Here is a 22162-nt window from a genome sequence, read left to right on the forward strand (position 1 = left end):
TAAGGTCATCTGAGTCCGGATCACCTCAAGAAAAGGGGAGTCTGAACCAAATAAGGTCTTCTGGGTCCATCACAAAATAGGGCGGACTGTATAGCCTCTATAGGCACTGTCACGATTACTCACTATGGGGATGATTGCGGGGGTCAATGAAAAAAAGCTGCAACCTGTAAGAAAACCGCCCGATTCCTGACTGGATCAAGGGAACAGGGCAACCCCCAGTCAGAAATCGGGTCTATCCCCTTCACTGAAATTCCCTCCAAGCTACTTAACACTCACTTGCGGGCTCTCCATTTTGGAGGTCCATTGATATTTCGTCGTTGTGTACACCCATAGTGCATTTAATAATAGCAAAGCGCCTGTGAAATAGAACACGTATTGAATGCCAAACATGGCAGCGATTTGACCGCCCAATACGGCACCTGATAAACTTCCAAAGTTTTGGGCGGATTGGTTGTATCCGAATACTCTCCCTGTGATCGAAGGGGGGGAGAGTTGTTTAACCAGTGTGTTGATGCATGGCAATAATCCTGCTGTGGCAAGCCCTAATAAGAAGCGCAGCCCCATCAGCTGCCATGGATCCTGTACAAAAGCTTGTGGAATGAAAGTGAGTCCGGCGAAAATCAGGCAAACGAAAAGTACTTTTCTCGCGCCGATTTTATCGGATAGCTTCCCTAACCACGGTGCGGCCAAAATATTGGCTAAGCCTGCTGCTGATATAATGATGCCAGAGATGAGTTCGATATGATTGGAATGCTGTGATAGCTGTTTAATATAGATCGTAATGATCGGATTGATGGACATGTTCGCAAGTTGGAGAATGAAGGTGGTGATAAACATCGATATCATCACTTTCGTATTCGGGATCTCCGACCATACCTCATGAAAAGAGAGACTCGCCTTATTTGATGGTGTGAAATCTTCTTTTATAAAAAGGAGACAGGCTAGAAAAGAAAGCAGAAGCAACCCACTCGTGACATAGAACACATTCCGGATCCCGATCGTTCCTGCCAAATATCCCCCAATCAGAGGTCCCAGCAGCATTCCACTGACCATTCCTGTTGATAATGTGCCTAATGCCCAGCCCGCATGCTCTTTTGGCGTCTGCGTGGCCACGAGCGTGATCGCTGCGGGAATAAAACCTGAAATAAGTCCCATCAACAATCGAAGACCGGCTAACTGATAGACATTTTGCGCAAGTCCCATCAGGCCAACGATAACCACCATACCCAAACTTGCCCGAAGCAGCATCGGTTTTCGACCATATTTGTCTGCAACACGCCCCCAGATTGGTGAAACAATGGCTGAAAAAAAGAATGTCGCACCAAATGTAATCCCAGCCCACCTGGCAATGGATGCTGTGTCATGAATACCCAGTTCCTCAATATAAAGGGGAAGAAAAGGGGTGACCTGGCTCATTCCTGAAGCAGTAATAAAGGATCCCAGCCAACAAACGATGAGATTTCTTTTCCAGAGTGGCATCTAAACACCTTCATATTTTGTATTTGTCAGGATAAATTGTTATATGTTAAATGTAATCCGATCCGTATATTAAATCCAATATTTATTTTATTATGGTCTTATAGCTTTGAACCTATATAGGGGGTGTCTTGATGGAGTTACTTCAGTTAAAATATTTTCAAACCGTTGCCCGTTATGAGCACATGACGCGTGCAGCCCATGAGCTTTCCATTGCCCAACCCTCGTTAAGTCAAACCATTGCCCGATTAGAACATGAACTTGGCGTCCCGCTTTTTGACCGAAAGGGAAAGCAGATCCGACTGAATAAATATGGGAAGGTATTCCTGCAGCATGTGGATAAAGTTTTCTCCGTTTTGAATGCGGGGCAACAGGAAGTGGCCAATCTGGCCGGGTTAGAACATGGATATATTTCTTTGGCCGTCACCTCTTCTGCTTTGTTAGGGGATCTGTTAGGTTCTTTTCGTGTGGACCATCCCCATGTGCGATTTCGTTTACAACAACGTTCACCAGAGGAGATGCTCCTTCAACTGGAGAGCGGTGAAATTGATTTGTATTTATCGACCATCCCCTTTGAAAGACCCGGGATCAATCAAGAGGTATTAATGAAAGATGAAATCTTTCTCATCGTACCCGCTGGACATCGCTTAGCAGGCCGGGAAAGCATCCATTTAAAAGAGGTAGCCGAGGAACCATTCATCAACCTAAGATTAGGAAACCCGATGCGGGATCTAACGGATTCTCTCTGTTTGCAAGCAGGATTTAAACCCAATCTGGCTTTTGAAATTGACGAACAGGTATCCAAACTTCGATTAGTCGGATCCGGATTAGGAATCTCCTTCGTGTCCTCCTTTGCCTTTCGCTATATCGGAGATTCCAGCGTCGTCCCCGTCCGAATCGAAGAACCTAAGTTTGAGCGGATTATTACCTTAGCCTGGAAAGAAGATCGCTACCATTCTATCGCAGCACGAGAGTTTCGCCAATTTATCATCGATTATTTTGCACAGATTAATGGGAAGTGACCGAACCCCTTTCTTCCTTCCACCACGATAGCATTTACGGTCGTTTTTCGTGGACTTACGGTCACTTTTTTGGTCTTTACGGTCGATTTTTTTGGGGCGACCCACCAGATACGGGATGGGGTATAACTCAAGGGTCCTATGTCCGTCGTCCGCGTTGTTGGTGAGCATCAAGCCATCGTCGATCGGGTAATCCCGAAGTGTCTCTGCTAATTTAAACTAACCCCATCCATTCCTTTTGAGTCGATCTCAAAGGATAGGGTGGGGTCTGTATACCAACCAATTAAACTTTAAATTTGGATACTAGTCGTTGTAAGTCCTCAGCCATTTGGGCAAGAGAGGTTGCGGAATCAGAAATATTCTCCATGGAAGCAAGCTGTTCTTCAGAGGAAGCTGCCATATTCTGCATGTTTTGAGACGATTGTTCTGAGATACAGGAAATATTCTCCACCATATTCACCATTCCTTGTGAACTTGCATTCACTTCTTCAACGATAGCTGAAACCTCTTGGGATTGGGCTGCAACACCCTCAATCATCCTGGTAATAGAGTTAAAGCTTTCCCCTGTTTGATGGACTTGTTGAATCCCTTCTTCGACGGCAATAGTTCCTTCGTTCATGGATAATACAGCATTTTGTGATTCCTTTTGGATTTCGATGATCAACCTGCGAATCTGCTCCGAAGCTGTACCTGATTGTTCCGCTAATTTCCTTACTTCATCAGCCACAACAGCAAATCCACGACCGTGCTCGCCTGCCCGCGCGGCTTCAATGGTAGCATTTAAGGCTAACAAATTCGTTTGATTAGAGATTTCTGTAATTAACGATACAATTTGTCCAATCTCTTCCGATTTTCCCCCGAGTGTATGGACCACCTGTGATGTCGATTCTACTTTCAATTGGATGGTATTCATCTTATCTATGGTTTGTTGAACCACTTGGGTCCCTTGTTGGGCGGCCTGATTGGCATTAACTGTAGCATCAGCAACCGCTTGAATCAACACAGCGGCTTGGTTCATTCCTTCCGAGATCTCAGCGACAACATGTTGCGCTTCTTGTGCACTATGTACTTGACGTTCGCTGCCCGTAGCCACTTCCTGGGACGCTGTCGATATTTGTTCCGTTGCTTTACTTGTCTCTTCTGCACTCGCCATTAATTCTTCAGAGGATGCAGCCACCTGATCCGTGGTATTGCCAACATGGCCAATTAGCTCTCGTAAATCTCTTCCCATCTGGTTGAAGGCATTCGCTAAATCCTTCATTTCATCTTTCGTTTTAACTTGGATTTCTTCCCCAGTTAAATCCCCCTCTGCCAAACGTTTAGAGGCTTGGGTAAGGCGGATAATAGGCTGTGATAACCATTGGGAGATCAATGAACCAAGTAAAATAGCAACCAAGATCGCTATAACACTTATGATCATGATCAATCTTGTAGAACCCTCTACGATTTGTAACGTGTTTTGTTTATCTGAGTCCATTTCATTGATTTGACGTTCTACAATGGCATCCGCTTTGTCCCGTATACTGCGTCCTAGTGGAATGACCTCTTGTATTGCCATAGATCTGGCTTTTTCAAGGTTCGTATCCGCCAGTTGGATCACTTGTTCAGCTTTGGTAAAATACTCACTGTTTAGCGTTCCAATCTCTTGCATCATTTGTCTGAAATCTTCTTTTACAATCATGGGCGTTGAATCACCAACAAGTTTATCTAACTCTTGTTTTGATTGTTGAAGTTTTTCCAGATTGGATGGATCTTGATCTAAAAGGTAAGCTCGTAAACTACTAGTCTCTTGGGCTGAATGTGCCTTAATCATCGCCGCATTAAAGCGCAATGTGGATCTTCTGTCGACGATATCCGTGTAGGAGCTATTCACTTGATTTAGAGATGTATTGGATATCAAACTGACAATCCCTATTAGGATAGCCATAAATAAGAAAGAAAAAATTAATTTTTTACGAATAGTTATTCTCAACATAGTACTCATTTTGTTATATTCCTTCCTTTATTAGCTGATCTTTCAAATTTTCAAGTAATTCAATGGAAGTACGTAAAATGACTCCTTTTAAGACATCCTCATTCACTACTTTCACCTCCTTAACAACGAAAAGGCAGCCTACTATACGGCTGCCTTTAAACTTATACGGCAGCCTGGCAATCATCATTCCTTTAGGGAACCTTAGACCCATAGCTTTGCGTCCTTATTTTTCAATAAGTTTGCCTTTATTTTAATTTAGTTCAAATGCACTAAAAGATTGTACTATAAAAGACCTAAATTTGTCGATTGTTGTAATTTTTAGTAACTATTATTTAATACATAAGATTAGCATAAAACTCCTACCACCTAGTCTATGGTATAATTTACCTATAAATATTTTTGCGTAAATCTATCATTTTTGAGGGGGAATCAATGTGTCGGACCAAGAAAAATACGGGATGCATTATTCAGATGAATCCTTTTGGTCAAATTAGGGAAGTACGCAAAAAATAATCGATGCATAGGGGTCAATCCATGATGTCTTTCAACCATGATCCCTTCCCCTGCACGTCTTGCGGGTTATGTTGCCAGAGGATTTCGGTTGTGACGGAACTGTCTGCCTATGACCGCGGGGATGGGACCTGCATGCACCTTGTTGACAATCGGTGCTCGATTTACGAAGAGCGTCCTGAAATCTGTCGAATTGATCAGATGTTTGAAAAAGTCTACTCGAAGCATTTTAGCCGAGACGAGTTTTATTTGGAGAACTTGAAGGTCTGCAAAAACCTTCAGATCTCTGCCGGCCTTCCTGAAGAGAAACAGGTCAAATTAACAAGTTTACCAAAATAGGAGGAGATTGTTATGCCATTGCCGTTTATATTAGCAGGTGTTGCGGTGGCTGCTGTGACGGGAGTCGCAGGGGCAGCAGCCAAGGCTGTGAATCGTGATTATGAGGAAGAATTGGAGTCAATCAACAATAAAATCAAGAATCTAGCAGAAAAGACAGATCGAAACTATCAAAACGCACAAAAAAAGACTGAAGAGCAAGTCAACGAATGGGTCGCTTTTAAGCGGGATTTGACTCAGTATTCGCTGCAACGCTTTGTCGATAGCTTTGGCAAGTTGAAGAAGGTCGATTTCAAGGAAAGCAAGGATTTATCCTTGGACCAAATCAAGGATATTGAACGCTTTACGCTGGATTACAAGCTGAACAGCTCTGGCAAAAGCCTGGGGACGGAAAGCGAAGCTGCTGTCAAAGGGGCAGTCTTGGGCGTGGTTGGCGGTGGCGCTTATTTCATCGGCAGTTTAATCAAAGGGGTTAAGCTCCAATATGCGATCGAAGAAGCGGAAGCGAATTTAGCCGAACTAAAGGTTCAAGCGGAAAAAGTAAAAAAAGCACAGCTAAAGCTGGTCAAACTGGGGAAGCACGCTCAGGAGATGCATCAGGTGGCACACACCTTAAACGAATTGTTCATACTTGCCCTTCAGGAAATGGAAGGAAACATGAACCGTTATGGCACGGATTATTCCAAATATGGACAGGAAGTACGTAAGCAAGTCTACGTCACCGCTGAATTTGCCAAAACCATCAAGCACCTGATTGACGCTCCGCTTGTATCCGACCGCGGCGGGGAACTCCATCCCAAATCAGGGCAGGCTTTAAAAACGGCTCAAGCCTACTTGGAGCAAGCGAGGTAGGTTATGGATAAGAAGAAGGAGCGAAGAAAGACGGCGGAAAATACGGTTTTAGCCCAACAGGCAGCAGAAAACGTGAATCGCTATGGGGATGCCGTTTTCCAGTATGTGGACGGTTATTTTGGAGAGCAGGACGCTGCGGGGAAAGTAGTTCGAAAAGGCTTGCAGGATATTAAGAATTCCCGGGTCCATCCGGATTACTACGACCAGAACATCAAGCAACAGTCTGGCTTTTCAGCGGAAATCTTTTACGAGAGCAAGAGCAATGCTGAAAATATCCTGAACGGAAACGCTGATCGAGTCAGGCGGACCGACAATCTGGGGATGAAAAACGACCAGAAATTTGATCATCTCCGACTCGATGATCAAGCGAATGTCAAAAGCGGATCCCAAATGAAATTTCGCGGAGATGCGGCCACTCCGGAAAAAAGTGCCCAGCAAAATATCAATAAGCTAGTTGGGGATAAAGAGTGGGGAAAGTATCATGATGCAGAAATCACCATTCCATCTGAGCAGTATCCTCATGCCAAGCAGTATGCGCAGCAACAAGCAGAAAAACTTTCTGCTCAGGCAGATAAACTGCGGAATAACGGGGACTATGCGAAAGCGGACATGCTGCAGGAAAAAGCCAGCCGCTACGATCAGATGTCCAAAAATCTAAAGGACAGCGGGATCTCCAGCGAACAAGCGATCGAGTTGCGTCTGCGACCAGAAAAGGTAACGATTAGACAAAGCTTGAAAACGGCCCACCAAGGCGGGCTCGAACAGGCGAAAGCAGGTGCTGTGTTTTCTGGGGCCTTTTCCGGAGCGAGGAATCTGACCTCGGTGATCAATGGTGAAAAAGAGGTCGGCGAAGCCATTGTCGATACGGCGGTGGATACAGCAAAAGGAGCGGCAGTAAGCTATGTTGTGTCAGCAGGCGGTTCGTTGGTTAAGGCCGGCATGCAAGAGGCAAGCAAGCGAATCGTCCATGAAGGCGGGAAAAGCCTGGCCACCTCCCTTTCCAAAGGGAATGCTCCCGCATTGATTGTTTCCACCACCTTAGAGGTCGGGAAGTCTGTGAAGCGCTATATCGATGGGGATATCGATTCCAAAGAACTCATGGTAGAACTCGGGGAAAAAGGAACCGGGATCATCGCTTCCACCTATGGGGCGGAGCTTGGTGCCATACTGGGGACCCTGGTTCTTCCGGGAATTGGCACCATAGCCGGAAGCATCATCGGCGGGATGGTCGGATACATGGCAGGAAGTCAGCTCTATCAATCTACCTTGCAGTTCTTAGCGATGCCTTTGGACGCCGAAAAACACCGCCGCATCAAAGAAATGAGCGAACAAGCGTTAAAGGTGATGCAAAAAGAGAGAGAAGAGCTGGAACGCTTAATCGAACAGCATTTTAAAGATCGCCACGAAATGCTTAGAACCCATTTCACCGAAATGCGAGAAGCGATCCTCGCCAATCAGCCGGATCGCATCGTCCAGCAGCTTGGCCACATCGCCGTGGCTTTCGGAGGAACCCTGCAGTTTAAAAACTTCAAAGAGTTTGATGAGTTTATGCTCGATGACAACATAAGTTTTCAGCTGTAACGCTTCACCTCACTAACTGACCCCATCACTGAGCTAAAGCGTCAGCTTTGATCACAGCAGAGTACGAATTGGAGAAAGAGGAAACTTTTGAAAAGATTGATGCTGCAACGAACACGTTTCGTCAATGGATTATGGAAATCTAGCTATAAGGGACGGAGAGGAGCGTTTTAGTAGCTTGGGCAAATGGCAGTGGCCTTCGGAGGCACCTTTAACCCAAAGTTGAGTTAACCAGACTTTTAGCTTTTATAACATCTGAAGAACCAGCGGTAATACCTATTGCTTAAATAAAAAGTTACAAAAAGACCCAACCAAGTATAGTATGAATTCCAACTATTATACACGATTAGATCTGTATATTTTTCAAGGAACACTTCAATGACAGTTATGGCAGTGCAGTAAGATGCATAGTACAATGTCCTTTTAACCAAACCTTGTTTATTTGGATAATACAATACAAATAGAACAGAAATGGCAGGATAGACAAAGTATTCAAATGTAAAGCTTGTACGGCTGGCGTTTTCAAAAAAACGAACAGGATACTCGATCAAGTTCATTTCCGCAACTAAAAAACCTAAAGGCCAAGTCATTACTTGCTGAATAAGAAAAATAATCTGTGCTTCCCGTAACTTCTTTTTAGGCACAAAGATAAGAAGTAGCGCGATCATCACTACCCATGATAATAATTCAACAATAGATTCAATTCTCATCGATTTTCACCCTAATTTATTATTTAAGAGAGTATTCAATTTAATAGGCCAAAGTTCCTCCGAACTATCGTTTAAATAAAAAATAGTTTTCTTTATATATATCCAGATGTGATAGCATTTACTTTCCCTATTTAAACTACATTTACAACCTTGTAAAATGGTATATGTTGGGTAGTTATAGAAACTAGGGAGTTGCATAACGTGTTTTTCGAAACTTACCAAAGCCAAAAGGCAGATTTAGATACCATAAAAAGCGCGATCTTTTGTAAAAAGGTAATTAAAATTGATTTTTATCATGCTACAAAGGACTGCAGTGAAGACGGCTGTTCCTGTGAGAATCGAATCGAGATGAAAACCATTCTTGATTTTTACGCGAATCTCTATTACCTATTAAATAATGAAAATACCGCTTACTATGAGCAAATTGTCGATGAACGACCTGAACTATATGAACAATACTGGAATTTGATTGATAGAAAATGGAAAGTACAGGAAATCAACAAGTACCAGAATCCAAATGATTTAGACATCGATCAAACCGATTTTTTAAAGCAATTTCATGAAGATGTGCAAGCAACCGAGGATGGCAAAGCATTGCTCGTTTACCTTTTTGTATGGTTATTTGTTTTGGATAATCATTTCTATACCTTAAAAAGAGAATATGAATGCAAAGCGAAGAGTAGTCTCCCGATTCAAACGGTACGTGGGAATTTGCTTTATAAGAGAACGGCCAAGCTGCACACGTTTCTAAAGGAGCGAAAGGATCATCTAAAACCCGATCCCAACTATCTTTTATTAAGAAACTATATTGAAAACTTTCATTTAGTGAAAGCCAACCATCATTATCCTTATCGTGTCCACCATGTTCGAACCCGATCGCTCAAATTTAGTGACCTGCAGGCCGATTTCAAAGATTTAAAAATAGGGTTTCTGCCGGGGAAATTTGATTTGCACCGTGATTACCAAATCAAAACAGAAGATATAAAAGGGGATCGCGTTCCTTTTTTCTTTGAAGGGCCTGCAAATCCGAACGAATACTACGCGGAGGTAGTGGGGAGGTTTAAAAAACTATTGGATCAGAATCCCCATTTTATTTTATTGCCGGAGCTGTTTACTCCGTTGCCTTTACAAAAGCAGTTGAACAAGCTGTTAAAGGAACATCGCATAAAGAACATCTCCAAGAATACCATCGAAATGGTTTTATCTGGGTCCTTCCACGAAAGGAAATCGGCGATCATCAATGAAACGGTAGATCCGGATCCCATCTACAACTATGCTCAAATCCTGAATGGCAGTGACAAGCCATTGGCACAGGTAGTAAAGATGAACCGTTTCATTTATCCAAAAGACGATAAGCATGCAGAACCTTTCAATCGCCACCCTGGTTTAGAGATGAATGCCTATGATGTGAGGGTGATCACCCTTTTGGAAACGGTCTATGGAAGAATAGCGGTGGTCATCTGTGTCGATATACTCAATACGGATTTAACCAATCTGCTGATTGATTACCATGTCGATTTTGTTTTAGTGATGGCGATGACGCCGAATCCGGGTCGTGGTAAATTTCTTCGCGTCATCCATGAGGTGAGTGAGAAAAACCAGGCCGTTACCATGATCTGTAACAATCTAGGGGTCAACGGTAGTGCAAGTGGAAAGAGAGTGGTGGTGAATGTCCCTAGCTTTGCCTTATTTAGCAGTGAGGAAAGTGACTATGTAGAAACGATAGGAAATATGTTTACTCTTTCATAAAAATGGGTTATATCGCATCCGGATTGGTGTATAATAGAAAGGAGTGTACTATTAATGTACTATGAGGTGATATCCCATGAATGAGCAAATGGTTGACATTCTCATGAATGTAAAGACAAGGTTTAATGAAGACCTCGAAAAGTCGGATGGCGATATCAGCACGATTGAGAAATTTTTTGCTGAATGTGTTTGGAAAAAGGATTTCTCCCATATTGAACATATCACCAAGTTCCTGGAAGTGGAATTTCTTGATGAAGTAGAGGATGAGAATGAGCTGCAAAAAAAGAGCTACATCCTCGGTAAAATTCATGCCATGATTGAAATCGCCAATTACCTCAGCCTTCCAAGAGAGGTTGAAGAAAAGGTCCAGCAATTAACACAGAATCAACAAAAGCTTCTTACGTACATTTTTCATGAAGGACAGGTCACACCCAGTCAAATCAATACGGCCCTTGAAATCAACAATAAGCAATTGGTTAGTAATGTTTTGCGAGAATTAAGACTCAAGGACCTCATTTATGTAATCCCGGCAGGGAAGAAACGATGGTACACGATCTCCCCTTTAGGTAAAGAAGTCATCGGCCATTATTCGGAGATTGGCGTTACCGTTGAAGAAAAAGTCCTTGATCACAAGGATTCAATGGAAGTCGAACACAAGAAAGAGACAGAGCGAGAGAAGCCATTGGAGAATTCCCTGGACCAGGTGATATTCAATTTCTATCATGATTTCACATCAAACCAGGTCAAATACAAGAATAGTTGGAAGCAAGCTAAAAATAGAACGGTTTATGCTGGAAACGCTGAACGTCATGTCGCAAAAGACAGTTCGGATGAGATTGCAGTCCTGATAGGAGGAGGCAGGGTTTCCCATCTACGGAAAGCCCCCAAGCTCCCAAAAAGTGCAGGTGCCAATCGGATTATAGGCTATTTAAATACGAATGTTGGTGAAGATTATTTAGCTCGAGAGGATCAGGGAGATAGTCTGATTTTAGAGGATTATTTTACACGAAAAGGTGATAGCAGTGGTGTCCATAGAAAAGGATCTAAGTTATTTGACGGATCTAAGCTACTGGTTTAGAAAACTAGAATTGGATCAGCAAGAAGAACTTTTAGAAAGCACCAACCAAGGCCGGAATTTCTTTTTTCATTATCTAAGTGAGTATCACGATGAAGTTCTCCCGTTTTTTAACACCTTGGAGGATGTGATACAACAGAACCTTCTAAAAGGAAGAGATGTTGAGGAAATACAAGATGACCTCCATGATCAAGGATTAACCGAATCCTTGCTTGTAAAAAAAATGACCGCATTAGTTAACCGTTACTTAAAATTGTATTTTAACTCTAGCTTGTTACGCGAAGTTTCTGCAGACGAGTTTCACCGGATCACATCAACCGTTATTCATGATATTTTTGTCACTCGCCTGTATCACTCACCCGAACAACTCCAACAAAAAATGCAACTTTCTAGCCAGGAAGAGGCGAAACAAATCATCTCCATCGTAAAGGGACTTCTTAACAGTTTATTTTTAAGAAATGGTTCATTAGAAAGCCTCTTCCCGTTATTTGTGGAAATGGGCTTTGAGGACGAAAAGATAAAAATATTCTCCGAGTTGGTTTTTGATCATATGGAAGCATTAGGGAGATATTTTTTGTTTGAGAGTTTAGCAACGGTGAATAAAAGATTGTCAGATCTTTATTTAGACTAGATGAGGCGATTGGGCGGATGATCGTAGACGATAAAAAGCGATAAGGGGTGCCAAACCAAAACAGGGGGGCAGCCCTTTGTTGTTTGGGAGCGGGGGAGGGGTTCTGGGAGCCTGTCGCGGTTTCAATAAGCGGACTTTTTCCGATTAAACTTGGGGAAAAGTGTATTCTACGCAACTTCTCGGACGATAGTCGGAGATTATCCGCTTATTTCCCACTAAAACCAGGGGATCGGAATAATAGGCGGAAAATCTCCGGTTAATTCACAAGGAATTGACAGGGTAAATCCCCCCTTATACCGCCTATTTATCATATGAGGATTATCGCAGTTGGTGGGATCGAAAAAGCGCCGGATTCTGACAGGTTCAAGGTAAAAAGGCAATCCCCTGTCAGAAAACCGGCCGATTCCTGACAGGATCAAGGAAAAAAAGCAGTCCCCTGTCAGAAAACCGGTTGATTTGTGACAGGATTGAGGGTAAAAGGGCAGCACCCTGTCAGAAAACCGACCGATATCTGACAGGCTCAAGGAAAAAAAGCTGCCCCCTGTCAGAAAAGCGGTCGATTCCTGACAGGCTCGAGGAAAAAAGGCCGCCCCCTGTCAGAAAACCGGCCGATTCCTGACAGGCTCGAGGAAAAAAGGCAGTCCTCCTGTCAGAAAACTGGCCGATATCTGACAGGGTCAAGGAAAAAAGGCCGCCCCCTGTCAGAAAACCGGCCGATTCCTGACAGGCTCAAGGAGAAAAAGGCAGCCCCTGTCAGAAAACCGGACGATTCCTGACAGGCCCAAGGAAAAAGCGTAGCCCCCTGTCAGAAAAGCGGTCGATTCCTGACAGGCTCAAGGAAAAAAGGCCGCCCCCTGTCAGAAAACTGGCTGATTTCTGACAGGCTCGAGGAAAAAATGCAGCATCCTGTCAGAAAAGCGGTCGATTCCTGACAGGCTCAAGGAGAAAAAGGCAGCATCCTGTCAGAAAAGCGGTCGATTCCTGACAGGCTTAAGGAAAAAAGGCAGCACTCTGTCAGAAAACCGACCGATATCTGACAGGCTCAAGAAAAAAAGCAGCCCCCTGTCAGAAAACCAGCTGATTTTTGCCCACTGACTGCGAAACGCTGTGCACTTCCCCTTCGATAGGTGGCTGACCACAGTCGAATAACTCCCTCTATTAGAGTCAAATCCAACTCAAATCAATATTATCCACTTTATTTTTCCGGATCAGTTCCATTAATTCATTTTCTTTCATTCTTAATTCAGGGATACGATCGGCGTGGGTTTCCGCAATAATTTTTTGGATCTTGAGATATAGGCGTGTTCTAATTAGTTTAATTAATACATAATACTCGGCGCCTTCTATATCCATTTTCAGAAGCTTAATTGGTTTGTTTATTTTATAAATAAAATCTGCCAAGTCTATCACTTCGATTTTAATAGAATTTTGTTGATCCATATTTATTTTGGAAGAATAAATAGAGGATGATTCTGAAAAATGTAAAGGGTTTTGATCATATTCCTTGTGATGATAAAGGGAAATGACAGTGTTGCGATCCCATACACCTTTCTGAATACAAACGACATTTGGGTTATGAACGAATTTTTGGCTAAGGACCTCAAATGCACGAGGGTTTGGTTCAAAGGCATAGACAAAGGCCCCTCGTTCTGCAAATTTTTGTGTTATTTTACCGACATTTGCTCCGCAATCCATGACAATATCTCCGGGGTGAATATCAAGAAAAATATTCATTCTGTTGGACATCCCTCCATTATTTTCACTTAAAATAGTATATTCAGTAGAAAATCATAGGATTGGGGAAAGTCCGCAGACGATACGTCTGTTATGACCTGAGACGGCGATGAGCTTTATCGTATTCTTCCAAGCTATCTTATGGATGATTATGATCATGCTATTTTTCCAAAGTTCCATAAGTTATTTAAACAACTATTAAAAATATAAAATAAAAAAACAAATTTATAAATTATTACAATATATTGACTAGAATAAAAAAACAAACTACAATTGATTTTAAAGTTGGTTGCTTGGTATGACCAAATAACCAAGATTTAATCGTAGACTTGGTATGACCAAACTACCAAGAATGGTTGTCAAGCAAAAGAGGGGGGTAAAAATTCCACTAAATTACAAAGACAAGCCTAAGTAAAGGAAGATTGTGAGGAAAGTTTACGAAGGATCTGGTATGAAACATCTACTGAATTTACTGAATAACCGCAATTATTTAACAACAAATAGTGAGGATGGGGGCAAACAAACACATGATAAAAAAATCTTTAAGCATTGGGGTTACCTCGGTATTATCTATCGCATTATTGGCAGGTTGCGGATCGAAACCGCCAGCAAGTTCTCCAGTAGCACAGCCGCAGCAACCATCCACAGATAAAAAGGAAGCCGCACCGGCACCAGCAGATAACAAGGCTGGCAGTGGAGACGTGATCACCATAAAATTTGCAGGAGCCAACCCGGACTCCCATCCATCCACTCGTGCGATCGTGGAAAAGTTTAAGCCTTATGTCGAGGAAAAAAGCGGCGGGAAGATCAAAGTTGAGGTATTCGGTAACGCACAGCTTGGTGGCGAACGCGACGTTCTTGAGCAGCTTCAGCTTGGACAAATCGAGATGTCCTTCTTGAGTCCAGTATTAGGAAACGTAGAACCCAAAATTAATGCGCTTGACCTTCCTTACCTATTCAAAGATTATGAGCATTTAGACAGCGTTCTAGACGGTGAACTTGGACAGGAGATCATTAAAGATCTACCTGAAAAGGGACTTCATGGATTTGCCTACATGGAAAATGGATTCCGTCAAATCACGAACAGCAAAAAACCGATTAATTCACTCGAAGATCTAAAAGGGTTGAAAATCCGCGTTCCAGAGGCACCGATTTCGATTGCCAACCTCAAATCGATTGGAGCAAACGTAGTGACCATTGCGTTCCCTGAGGTATATCCTGCCCTTCAGCAAGGAACTGTGGATGGTCAAGAAAACGCTTACCCAACCATTACATCGAGTAAGTTCTATGAAGTTCAAAAATATGTGGCAGAAACCAATCATATGTGGGGTGCCCATGTGATTGTTGCAAGTGAAAAGTGGTTCTCAGGTCTATCTCCTGAATTCCAGAAGATCATCGAGGACGCTTCGAAAGAAACTTCCAAATATCAGCGCCAGATCTTTAGAGAAGGGGAGAAGAAAGATAAGCAAGAATTGATCGATAAAGGAATGACGATCACGACTCCGGACTTAGAGCCTTTCCGCAAAGCGGTTGAGCCTGTCTATGAGGAATTCTTTAAAAACAATCCTGATCTAGAAGATTTGGTAAAACGGATTCGCGGGAACTAAGACATTCATCTAACTAAAAGGGGGGTGTAGCCCCCCAGAAATAAAAGAAAGAAAGGAAGTGATCGGATGGTCCATAACGAGCAGCAGCAAGGTTCAGGGCGAGGGGGAGCCTATTCCCAATTTCTAGAGCGGATGGAGAATGGGTTCTTGGGTTTAATTCTCATCGTCATGATGGTTCTGATCTTAGCCCAGGTGTATTTTCGATTTTTTACAGAGAGCTCACTTACCTGGTCAGAGGAGCTTTCTCGGTTTCTCATGATCTGGATGACTTTCCTAGGCTCCGCCGTTGCCCTGCGCAGAAATGAACATATTCAAATCGATAATTTGTTAAAAACCAATAAATTATCCAATGGGGCACGAAAAGGGATTCTCATTTTGCGTGGAGTGCTGATGATTGCTTTCCTTGTCAGTATGTTCTATGGAACGCTCACACTCATGCAGATTACCGGATTCCAAAAATCCCCCAGCATGCAAATTAGTATGACCTATGTTTATGCCGTAATTCCGATATCCTCGCTGCTTATGGTGATCTATGCCATTAGAGAATTAGTAAAAAGTATCCGGTCTAGACATCGTCGATTTCCCATAGACGATAGAGTGCAGGAGGAAATGATTCAATGATAACGATGATTCTATTTTTCACTTCCTTCTTTTTGTCGATCGCGATTGGGGTTCCCATTTTCCTCTGTCTAGGGGTTGGGGCATTGATTTTGGTTTGGCTTGCAACGGGTCAAATTCCCTTTGAAATTATCGGACAAAAAATGCTGATCGGTGTGGACAGCTTCCCGCTGATGGCGATTCCTTTCTTCATTTTGGCAGGGGAATTGATGAACACCAATAGTATCTCAGGAAAGCTAATTGAATTTGTTAAAGCGATAATTGGTCGCGTTCGAGGCGGCTTAGCGATGGTAGGGGTTGGAACGAGTATCTTTTTCTCAGGGATTTCCGGATCTGCATCAGCAGATACCGCGGCTGTCGGAAGTGCATTAATTCCTGCGATGAAGAAGGACGGGTACCCCACGGCTTTTAGTGCAGGAATGATTGCTGCTGCGGGTTCCATTGGACCGATTATTCCGCCAAGTATCCCTTTGATTATCTATGGAGTAATTGCCGAGGTTTCGATTGAAAAGTTATTTGTTGGGGGATATGTGCCTGGAGTTATGATGGGAATATTCTTCTTCTTGTACATCTACTATGTAGCAAAGAAGAACAATTTCCCGGTAGGAGCCAAAATTTCTATTCAGCAATTTTTTCGGATTGTAGGGCAAGCCCTTCCTACGTTGTTGCTCCCGGTTATTATCATGGGGGGAATTGTCACAGGGGTTTTCACCGCCACCGAGGCTGCTGGAGTAGCGGCTGGCTATGCCTTCCTTCTCTCCGTCGTGATCTATCGGGAAGTTCGCTGGAAGGATGTGCTCCCACTATTCGGCCGGGCTGCGCTAACTTCATCTGTGATTCTGGTGATTATCTCCGCATCCAGCCTTTTATCTTGGATCATGACGCGGGAACAAATCCCTCAGACGATCTCCAATTATATTTTGTCGTTATCCACTAATCCGGTCATCGTTTTGGTGCTGATTAATATCGTGCTGCTTGTTGCAGGGATGTTTTTGGATGCCGTATCTGTCTTGATGATTTTAACGCCGATCTTTTTACCTGCGATTTTGGCCTTAGGGATTGATCCGGTTCTCTTCGGGGTGATGATTGCCGTTAACTTAAGTATCGGTGTGCTCACACCGCCCGTCGGTCTGAATCTCTTTGTGGCTTCGTCGATTGCTAATATCGATGTATTGTCTGTCAGCAAAGCGACGATTCCATTTATTCTTTGTATCATTGCCGTGTTAGTCATCATGATCTGCTTCCCAATCAGCATTACCTATCTTCCTTCTCTCTTGGATTAAAAGGAATCTAGCAGTTACTCAAACATAGAAAAGAGGAATTAGTAAGATGAAAAAAGTAGGCTTAATTGGTGTAGGTAACATGGGGAAAGGCTTGCTCAAAAATTTAATGAAGCATGATTGTGAAGTCATGGCCTTTGATGTTTCGGAAAAGGGAAAAGAGGATACGAAAGCGATAGGCGGATTGGTGGCTAACCATCCCAGAGAAGTTGTTCAGTATGCCGATGTGATCTTTTTAAGCCTACCCAATCCCCAAATCGTGAAGGAGTTATTTACTGGTCCTGAAGGGATTGCAGAGGTACTGCAAGCAAATACCAGAATTATGGATTTAAGCACGATTGATCCAAAGACGACAAGAGAAATAGCGGCATTGTGCCGTCAATATGATTCCTATTTCTTTGATTGTCCAGTGAGTGGCGGTCCAGCTGGGGCTGATCAAGGCACATTGACGATTATGGTAGGCGGTCCAGCAGAACAATACGAAATTATTTTGGAATATTTACAATATGTCGGGCTTAATATCAAATATATCGGGGAGTCCGGAATGGCTCAAGCAATGAAGCTATGCCATAACATTGTGGGTGCCATTAACACCGTGGCTCTTGGGGAGTCCTTTTCAACAGGGGTAAAATATGGTCTTAACGTCGAAGTCATAGCAGATGTAGTAGGAAAGAGTATGGCGAGTACGAAAACTTTACAATATTTCGGACCAAATATTGTACAAGACACCTACGAAAATGTGAAATTCGCCTTGAACCATATGCAGAAGGATGCAGAGCTCTTCATCACGATGGCTCAGGAAGCAGGGGTCCCAGCCATCCTTTCGACCAATACCTATGGACTTTATAGTGCAGCAAAAAACATGAATAAGGGACATCTTGACCACACGGCGGTTTGCCAAGTCATTGAAGATATGGCGAATGTAAAAATCGTGAAAAATAATGGCAAGGTTGTTGAAAGACTTAGCATCGAAGAACGTGAAGAAACGAAAAAAGTAGGGTTAATAGGTGTTGGAGCCATGGGTAAGGGCTTGCTGAAGAACTTGATTAAAAATGGCTGTGAAGTACTGGCCTATGATATCTGCGAAAAAGGCAAAGAAACAATCCGCGAGTTGGGTGGTTTGGTCGCTAGTCACCCAAGAGAGGTCGCCCAATTTTCGACGGTTATTTTCATGAGCCTACCTGGTCCGGTACAAGTGAAGGAATTGTTCTTAGGTGAAGAAGGCATTGCAGAAGTTTTATTAAGCAACACTAAAATCTTGGATCTAAGCACCATCGATCCAACCACCGTGCATGAGATGGCAGCGGTATGCAGTCAGTACGACTCCACCTTCCTAGATTGCCCAGTTAGCGGAGGACCTGCTGGAGCGGATACTGGAACCTTAACGATCATGGCCAGCGGTCCACAAGAAGAATACGAGAAAATTGAGCACTATTTACATTATGTAGGTTCTAATATTTCGTATATTGGGGAATCCGGACTAGCCCAAGCCTTGAAGCTTTGTCACAACATGCTAGGTGCAGCCAACATCGTTGCACTTGGCGAAGCTTATGCGACGGGAGTTAAATACGGGTTAACCGTAGAAATGATGGCTGATGTGTTTGCCAAGGGAATGAGCTATAGCCGGATGCTGGAGTACTTTGGGCCAAACATTGTCCATAATACCTATGAAAATGTGAAATTCATGCTTAACCATATGCATAAAGACTTGGGGCTTTATGTCAAAATGACACAGCATGCGGCTGTTCCATCGCTGATTGGTGCCAACGTTTATAACCTATACCAAGCTGCTAAGTCACATGGCAAGGGTCACCTCGATCATACGGCTGTTTGCCAAATTATTGAGGATTTGGCATCTGTGAAATTCGTAGAAGAAGCAACAGCTAGCTCAAACTAGAAAACAATACATTCTAAAATGGAGAGGGGAAAAATTATGCAAACAGGTACAAAAGTAAGAGAGCTTATGTTAATTGGTGGAGAATGGACAGAGGCTGTAAACCAGGAGTTTTTCCCAGTTGAGAATCCTGCCCGCAGAGGTTCGATCATCGCCGAAGTACCAAGGGCGACGGAAGCTGACGTGAACAAAGCAGTGGAAGCCGCACAAGCTGCGTTTGAAAGCTGGAGAAAGATTCCTTCCAGAGAGCGAGGAAGGCTGCTTTTGAAAATCGCCGATGCGGTGGAAGCCCAAGCCGAAGACTTTGCCCGCCTGCTATCTACTGAAACAGGAAATGCGCTTCGGACCCAGGCCAGAGGGGAAATTAAAGGCGCATGTGATATCATCCGCTACTTCGGCGGTGTGGCCGGCGAATTAAAAGGCGAAACCATGCCTGTAGAAAATAATTTATTCGCTTACACACAGCGTGAACCCTATGGTGTCATCGGGGGAATTATCCCTTGGAATGCTCCCCTTTCCTTGGCAGCATTAAAAATTGCTCCCGCAATTACCACAGGAAATACCATTGTTCTAAAAGCAGCAGAGGACGCACCTCTTACGGTGTTGAAATTGGCTAAAGTTTGTTCCGAGTTTTTACCGCCAGGCGTTGTCAATATTATTACGGGATTTGGTGCAGAATGTGGTGCGCCACTAGCCAACCATCCGCTGGTTCAGAAGCTGACCTTTACAGGTTCTACTGCAACTGGAAAAAGCATCATGAGAGCTGCAGCCGAGCGAATTATCCCTGTATCCTTAGAGCTTGGCGGAAAAAGCCCACAGATCGTCTACCCGGATGCAGACAATGAAAAAGTGCTCGATAACGTCATCTCTGCGATGCGCTTTGCTCGCCAAGGACAGTCCTGCTCCGCTGGTTCCAGACTGTATCTGCACAAATCCATCTTTGATTCTTTCTTAAATCGATTGGTGGCCAAATTGCAGCAGCTGAAAGTAGGCGATCCTTTAGATGAAGCAACAGACATGGGTTCGATTATTAATGCGAAGCAATTTAATAAAGTGGTCAATTATATCCGAGAAGGAATTCAGCATGAGGATGCGGAGTTGATCGTTGGAGGATTACCTCCGGCGGAAGGTCCGTTGGCAGAGGGGTATTACGTTGAGCCTACCATCTTTGTAAGCAAAGATGATTGCTGGAGATTGGCTCAAGAAGAGATTTTTGGACCGGTTATGATCGTGATTCCTTGGGAAGACGAGGAAGAAGTGATCCAGATGGCCAACCGAAGCAATTACGGACTCGCAGCCTTTATCTGGACCAACGATGTAAACAAAGCCATCTCCACAGCCAATCGCTTGGAAGCAGGCTGGGTTCAAATTAATCGCGGTGGAGGAATGATGACCGGCCATGCTTATGGCGGCTATAAGCAAAGCGGCATCGGAAGAGAATATTCCTTAGAAAGTATGTTGAATAGCTTTACTCAAACAAAGAGCATCATCATTGACTATAATAATTAGGGTCCTTTCGTAGAATGAAGCCGATTTTCTTAGTAATCAATGAGAAAATCGGCTTTTTATATCAATCGGTGAAGGGGGACACCAACGATTTTTAAACCTATAGATAACAAAAAGAATTTTGAATTAATTATTGGGCAAATCTCGGATCTGATGATAGAGGGAAGACTTAAGCCGGGGGACCGAATGATTCCGGAACGAGAACTGGCGCAAATTCTAAATGTGAGTCGTTCTTCTTTGCGTGAGGCTTTTAAGGTTCTAGAGGTCATTGACCTCCTGGAGATGAAACCAAGAGAAGGGACCTTTCTAAAGGAACCCTCCATTTCTAGCATGATGAAGCTGCTTCCGATGATGCTTCTTGTGAAAAACAATGAACCGCATAGAGAACTGTATGAAATACGTATTTGTTTTGAAACCTTTGCAGCAAAATTGGCAGCGGAACGCCGAACAGAGGCACAGCTTAAACAGATGGAGAAACATTTAGAGGTCTTACGAACAAGCCATAATGTAGAGGAATTAATCCAAGCCGACATCAATTTTCATCGAAGTATTACAGAAGCAACAGGAAATTCACTAATGATTGCCGTCATGGAAGTGATCGCAGGATTAATGCAGTACAGTGTCGAGTATTTCAAAACAACGCACCTCGAACGTGACCCTAATTATAATGCGATTGCTTCCTTACAACATGATGAAATCTATCAAGCAATTAAAGCCAAAGATGTTAAACTTGCGGAAGATAAAATGATCATTCACTTTGAATATTCCTATATCAAGTTATTAAAAGAGAATGATTAAGGAGCGGATATCGCTCCTTTTTCTGTGAAATTTCGCGGAGATGCGGCCACTCCGGAGGTAAGCGCCCAGCAAAACATCAATAAGCTAGTTGGGGATAAAGAGTGGGGAAAAAGTATCATGATGCGGAAATCACCATTCCATCGGAGCAGTATCCTCATGCCAAGCAGTATGCGCAGCAACAAGTGTTCTTCCGGGAATCGGCACCATAGCAGGAAGCATCATCAGCGGGATGGTCGGATACATGGCAGGAAGTCAGCTCTATCAATCTCCCTTGCACGGCGATGTAGCCAAGCTGTTGGACGATGCGATCTGGGTGATTGGAGAGGATCGCTTCCCGCATTTCGGTAAAATGGGTTCGGAGCAGTTCGTGGCGACCTTTAAAATGCTGTTCGATCAAGCGGCTCCAGCTCTCCTCTCTTTGCATCACCTTCAACGCTTGTTCGCTCATTTCTCTGATGCGGCGGTGTTTTTCGGCATCCAAAGGCATACTCAAGAACTGTGACATTCAGAGGAACCTTGCAATTTAAAAACTTCCAAGAGTTTGATGAGTTTATGCTTGATGGTAGCCAATGTATTCAACCGTAGCTTTATGTGTTTTATCATCGGCTTCCCCTACTAGAGCATTAGCATCATCATGGTCACAAATCGTACCGGCGGATGGATCAGGAATTACCGTGTTCGCCCTGGAATCGGGACAGAGTTATTGCAAAGTGAGAGTCTCCTGTCACGAATCTGGTGTATTTGTGACAGAGTTACAGAAAAAAGAGGGTCTCCTGTCACGAATCTGAGGTATACGTGACAGAGTCACAGAAAA

General features: G+C 43.4%; 18 protein-coding genes and 1 riboswitch. Of the genes, 14 read left to right on the plus strand and 4 right to left on the minus strand.

The features are described 5' to 3' along the window. Positions 1–261 precede the first annotated feature (261 nt). Positions 262–1479, minus strand: coding sequence for a multidrug efflux MFS transporter (locus J2Z37_RS24435; RefSeq protein WP_209812957.1), 1218 nt, complete (start codon positions 1477–1479; stop codon positions 262–264). Positions 1480–1610: 131 nt separating this feature from the next. Between J2Z37_RS24435 and J2Z37_RS24440 the strand changes: the two genes are divergently transcribed. Next, the gene (locus tag J2Z37_RS24440; protein ID WP_209812958.1) at positions 1611–2498 is read left to right on the plus strand and encodes a LysR family transcriptional regulator; all 888 of its coding nucleotides are present in this window, start codon (positions 1611–1613) and stop codon (positions 2496–2498) included. A gap of 280 nt (positions 2499–2778) precedes the next feature. Here J2Z37_RS24440 and J2Z37_RS24445 read toward each other — a convergent pair whose 3' ends face one another. Further along, positions 2779–4479, minus strand: coding sequence for a methyl-accepting chemotaxis protein (locus tag J2Z37_RS24445; RefSeq protein ID WP_342453885.1), 1701 nt, complete (start codon positions 4477–4479; stop codon positions 2779–2781). Positions 4480–4634: 155 nt separating this feature from the next. Beyond that, positions 4635–4724, minus strand: a riboswitch (cyclic di-GMP riboswitch). A 280-nt stretch (positions 4725–5004) separates the two neighbouring features. Between J2Z37_RS24445 and J2Z37_RS24450 the strand changes: the two genes are divergently transcribed. The 3 genes from J2Z37_RS24450 to J2Z37_RS24460 are packed head-to-tail and all read left to right on the plus strand — an operon-like array spanning position 5005 to position 7749. Then, entirely contained in the window at positions 5005–5319 is a 315-nt protein-coding gene (locus tag J2Z37_RS24450) for a YkgJ family cysteine cluster protein (RefSeq protein WP_209812960.1), read from the plus strand. A 12-nt stretch (positions 5320–5331) separates the two neighbouring features. Further along, positions 5332–6168 carry a hypothetical protein gene (locus J2Z37_RS24455; RefSeq protein ID WP_209812961.1) on the plus strand — a complete coding sequence of 279 codons (837 nt, stop codon included), beginning with the start codon at positions 5332–5334 and terminating at the stop codon, positions 6166–6168. 3 nt (positions 6169–6171) lie between these two features. Continuing rightward, entirely contained in the window at positions 6172–7749 is a 1578-nt protein-coding gene (locus J2Z37_RS24460) for a glycine zipper domain-containing protein (RefSeq protein ID WP_209812962.1), read from the plus strand. Positions 7750–7985: 236 nt separating this feature from the next. On the opposite strand, the gene J2Z37_RS24465 is transcribed toward J2Z37_RS24460, so the two are convergent. Continuing rightward, positions 7986–8456: a CBO0543 family protein gene (locus J2Z37_RS24465; protein WP_209812963.1), complete on the minus strand. Its 471-nt coding sequence runs from the start codon at positions 8454–8456 to the stop codon at positions 7986–7988. 201 nt (positions 8457–8657) lie between these two features. Here J2Z37_RS24465 and J2Z37_RS24470 point away from each other — a divergent pair, with 201 nt between their 5' ends. The 3 genes from J2Z37_RS24470 (at position 8658) to J2Z37_RS24480 (ending at position 11911) form a co-directional block, all read left to right on the plus strand. Continuing rightward, entirely contained in the window at positions 8658–10205 is a 1548-nt protein-coding gene (locus tag J2Z37_RS24470; protein WP_209812964.1) for a carbon-nitrogen hydrolase family protein, read from the plus strand. 76 nt (positions 10206–10281) lie between these two features. Then, positions 10282–11283: a helix-turn-helix domain-containing protein gene (locus J2Z37_RS24475; protein WP_209812965.1), complete on the plus strand. Its 1002-nt coding sequence runs from the start codon at positions 10282–10284 to the stop codon at positions 11281–11283. Further along, positions 11231–11911, plus strand: a complete 681-nt coding sequence (locus J2Z37_RS24480; RefSeq protein WP_209812966.1) for a hypothetical protein — start codon at positions 11231–11233, stop codon at positions 11909–11911. Before J2Z37_RS24475 ends, J2Z37_RS24480 begins: the two co-directional genes overlap by 53 nt. A 1164-nt stretch (positions 11912–13075) precedes the next feature. Here J2Z37_RS24480 and J2Z37_RS24485 read toward each other — a convergent pair. Beyond that, positions 13076–13645 (minus strand): FkbM family methyltransferase, encoded by a 570-nt coding sequence (locus tag J2Z37_RS24485; protein ID WP_209812967.1) that lies wholly within the window; start codon positions 13643–13645, stop codon positions 13076–13078. A 527-nt stretch (positions 13646–14172) separates the two neighbouring features. Here J2Z37_RS24485 and J2Z37_RS24490 point away from each other — a divergent pair. The 7 genes from J2Z37_RS24490 to J2Z37_RS24520 all read left to right on the plus strand — a co-directional run bounded on the left by J2Z37_RS24490 (position 14173) and on the right by J2Z37_RS24520 (position 21850). Next, entirely contained in the window at positions 14173–15252 is a 1080-nt protein-coding gene (locus J2Z37_RS24490; RefSeq protein ID WP_209812968.1) for a TRAP transporter substrate-binding protein, read from the plus strand. 66 nt (positions 15253–15318) lie between these two features. After that, positions 15319–15873, plus strand: a complete 555-nt coding sequence (locus J2Z37_RS24495; protein ID WP_209812969.1) for a TRAP transporter small permease — start codon at positions 15319–15321, stop codon at positions 15871–15873. Continuing rightward, on the plus strand, positions 15870–17153 hold the full coding sequence (locus J2Z37_RS24500; RefSeq protein ID WP_209812970.1) for a TRAP transporter large permease: 1284 nt from the start codon (positions 15870–15872) through the stop codon (positions 17151–17153). The genes J2Z37_RS24495 and J2Z37_RS24500 overlap by 4 nt, the downstream gene beginning before the upstream one ends. 46 nt (positions 17154–17199) lie before the next feature. Further along, positions 17200–19047, plus strand: coding sequence for an NAD(P)-dependent oxidoreductase (locus J2Z37_RS24505; RefSeq protein WP_209812971.1), 1848 nt, complete (start codon positions 17200–17202; stop codon positions 19045–19047). A 36-nt stretch (positions 19048–19083) separates the two neighbouring features. After that, positions 19084–20553: an aldehyde dehydrogenase family protein gene (locus J2Z37_RS24510; RefSeq protein ID WP_209812972.1), complete on the plus strand. Its 1470-nt coding sequence runs from the start codon at positions 19084–19086 to the stop codon at positions 20551–20553. Positions 20554–20691: 138 nt separating this feature from the next. Further along, positions 20692–21348, plus strand: a complete 657-nt coding sequence (locus J2Z37_RS24515; RefSeq protein WP_342453886.1) for a FadR/GntR family transcriptional regulator — start codon at positions 20692–20694, stop codon at positions 21346–21348. Positions 21349–21589: 241 nt separating this feature from the next. Then, entirely contained in the window at positions 21590–21850 is a 261-nt protein-coding gene (locus J2Z37_RS24520; RefSeq protein WP_209812974.1) for a hypothetical protein, read from the plus strand. Positions 21851–22162 lie beyond the last annotated feature (312 nt).

Source organism: Ammoniphilus resinae, assembly GCF_017873965.1.
Lineage (GTDB): Bacteria > Bacillota > Bacilli > Aneurinibacillales > RAOX-1 > Ammoniphilus_A > Ammoniphilus_A resinae.

Excerpts from the sequence above, each read along its gene's own strand:
- J2Z37_RS24460 (WP_209812962.1), top strand. The coding sequence starts at position 6,172 with ATGGATAAGAAGAAGGAGCGAAGAAAGACGGCGGAAAATACGGTTTTA.
- J2Z37_RS24500 (WP_209812970.1), top strand. The coding sequence starts at position 15,870 with ATGATAACGATGATTCTATTTTTCACTTCCTTCTTTTTGTCGATCGCG.
- J2Z37_RS24495 (WP_209812969.1), top strand. The coding sequence starts at position 15,319 with ATGGTCCATAACGAGCAGCAGCAAGGTTCAGGGCGAGGGGGAGCCTAT.
- J2Z37_RS24520 (WP_209812974.1), top strand. The coding sequence starts at position 21,590 with ATGGCAGGAAGTCAGCTCTATCAATCTCCCTTGCACGGCGATGTAGCC.
- J2Z37_RS24475 (WP_209812965.1), top strand. The coding sequence starts at position 10,282 with ATGAATGAGCAAATGGTTGACATTCTCATGAATGTAAAGACAAGGTTT.
- J2Z37_RS24505 (WP_209812971.1), top strand. The coding sequence starts at position 17,200 with ATGAAAAAAGTAGGCTTAATTGGTGTAGGTAACATGGGGAAAGGCTTG.
- J2Z37_RS24445 (WP_342453885.1), bottom strand. The coding sequence starts at position 4,479 with ATGAGTACTATGTTGAGAATAACTATTCGTAAAAAATTAATTTTTTCT.
- J2Z37_RS24485 (WP_209812967.1), bottom strand. The coding sequence starts at position 13,645 with ATGAATATTTTTCTTGATATTCACCCCGGAGATATTGTCATGGATTGC.
- J2Z37_RS24440 (WP_209812958.1), top strand. The coding sequence starts at position 1,611 with ATGGAGTTACTTCAGTTAAAATATTTTCAAACCGTTGCCCGTTATGAG.
- J2Z37_RS24435 (WP_209812957.1), bottom strand. The coding sequence starts at position 1,479 with ATGCCACTCTGGAAAAGAAATCTCATCGTTTGTTGGCTGGGATCCTTT.
- J2Z37_RS24450 (WP_209812960.1), top strand. The coding sequence starts at position 5,005 with ATGATGTCTTTCAACCATGATCCCTTCCCCTGCACGTCTTGCGGGTTA.
- J2Z37_RS24465 (WP_209812963.1), bottom strand. The coding sequence starts at position 8,456 with ATGAGAATTGAATCTATTGTTGAATTATTATCATGGGTAGTGATGATC.
- J2Z37_RS24510 (WP_209812972.1), top strand. The coding sequence starts at position 19,084 with ATGCAAACAGGTACAAAAGTAAGAGAGCTTATGTTAATTGGTGGAGAA.
- J2Z37_RS24455 (WP_209812961.1), top strand. The coding sequence starts at position 5,332 with ATGCCATTGCCGTTTATATTAGCAGGTGTTGCGGTGGCTGCTGTGACG.
- J2Z37_RS24490 (WP_209812968.1), top strand. The coding sequence starts at position 14,173 with ATGATAAAAAAATCTTTAAGCATTGGGGTTACCTCGGTATTATCTATC.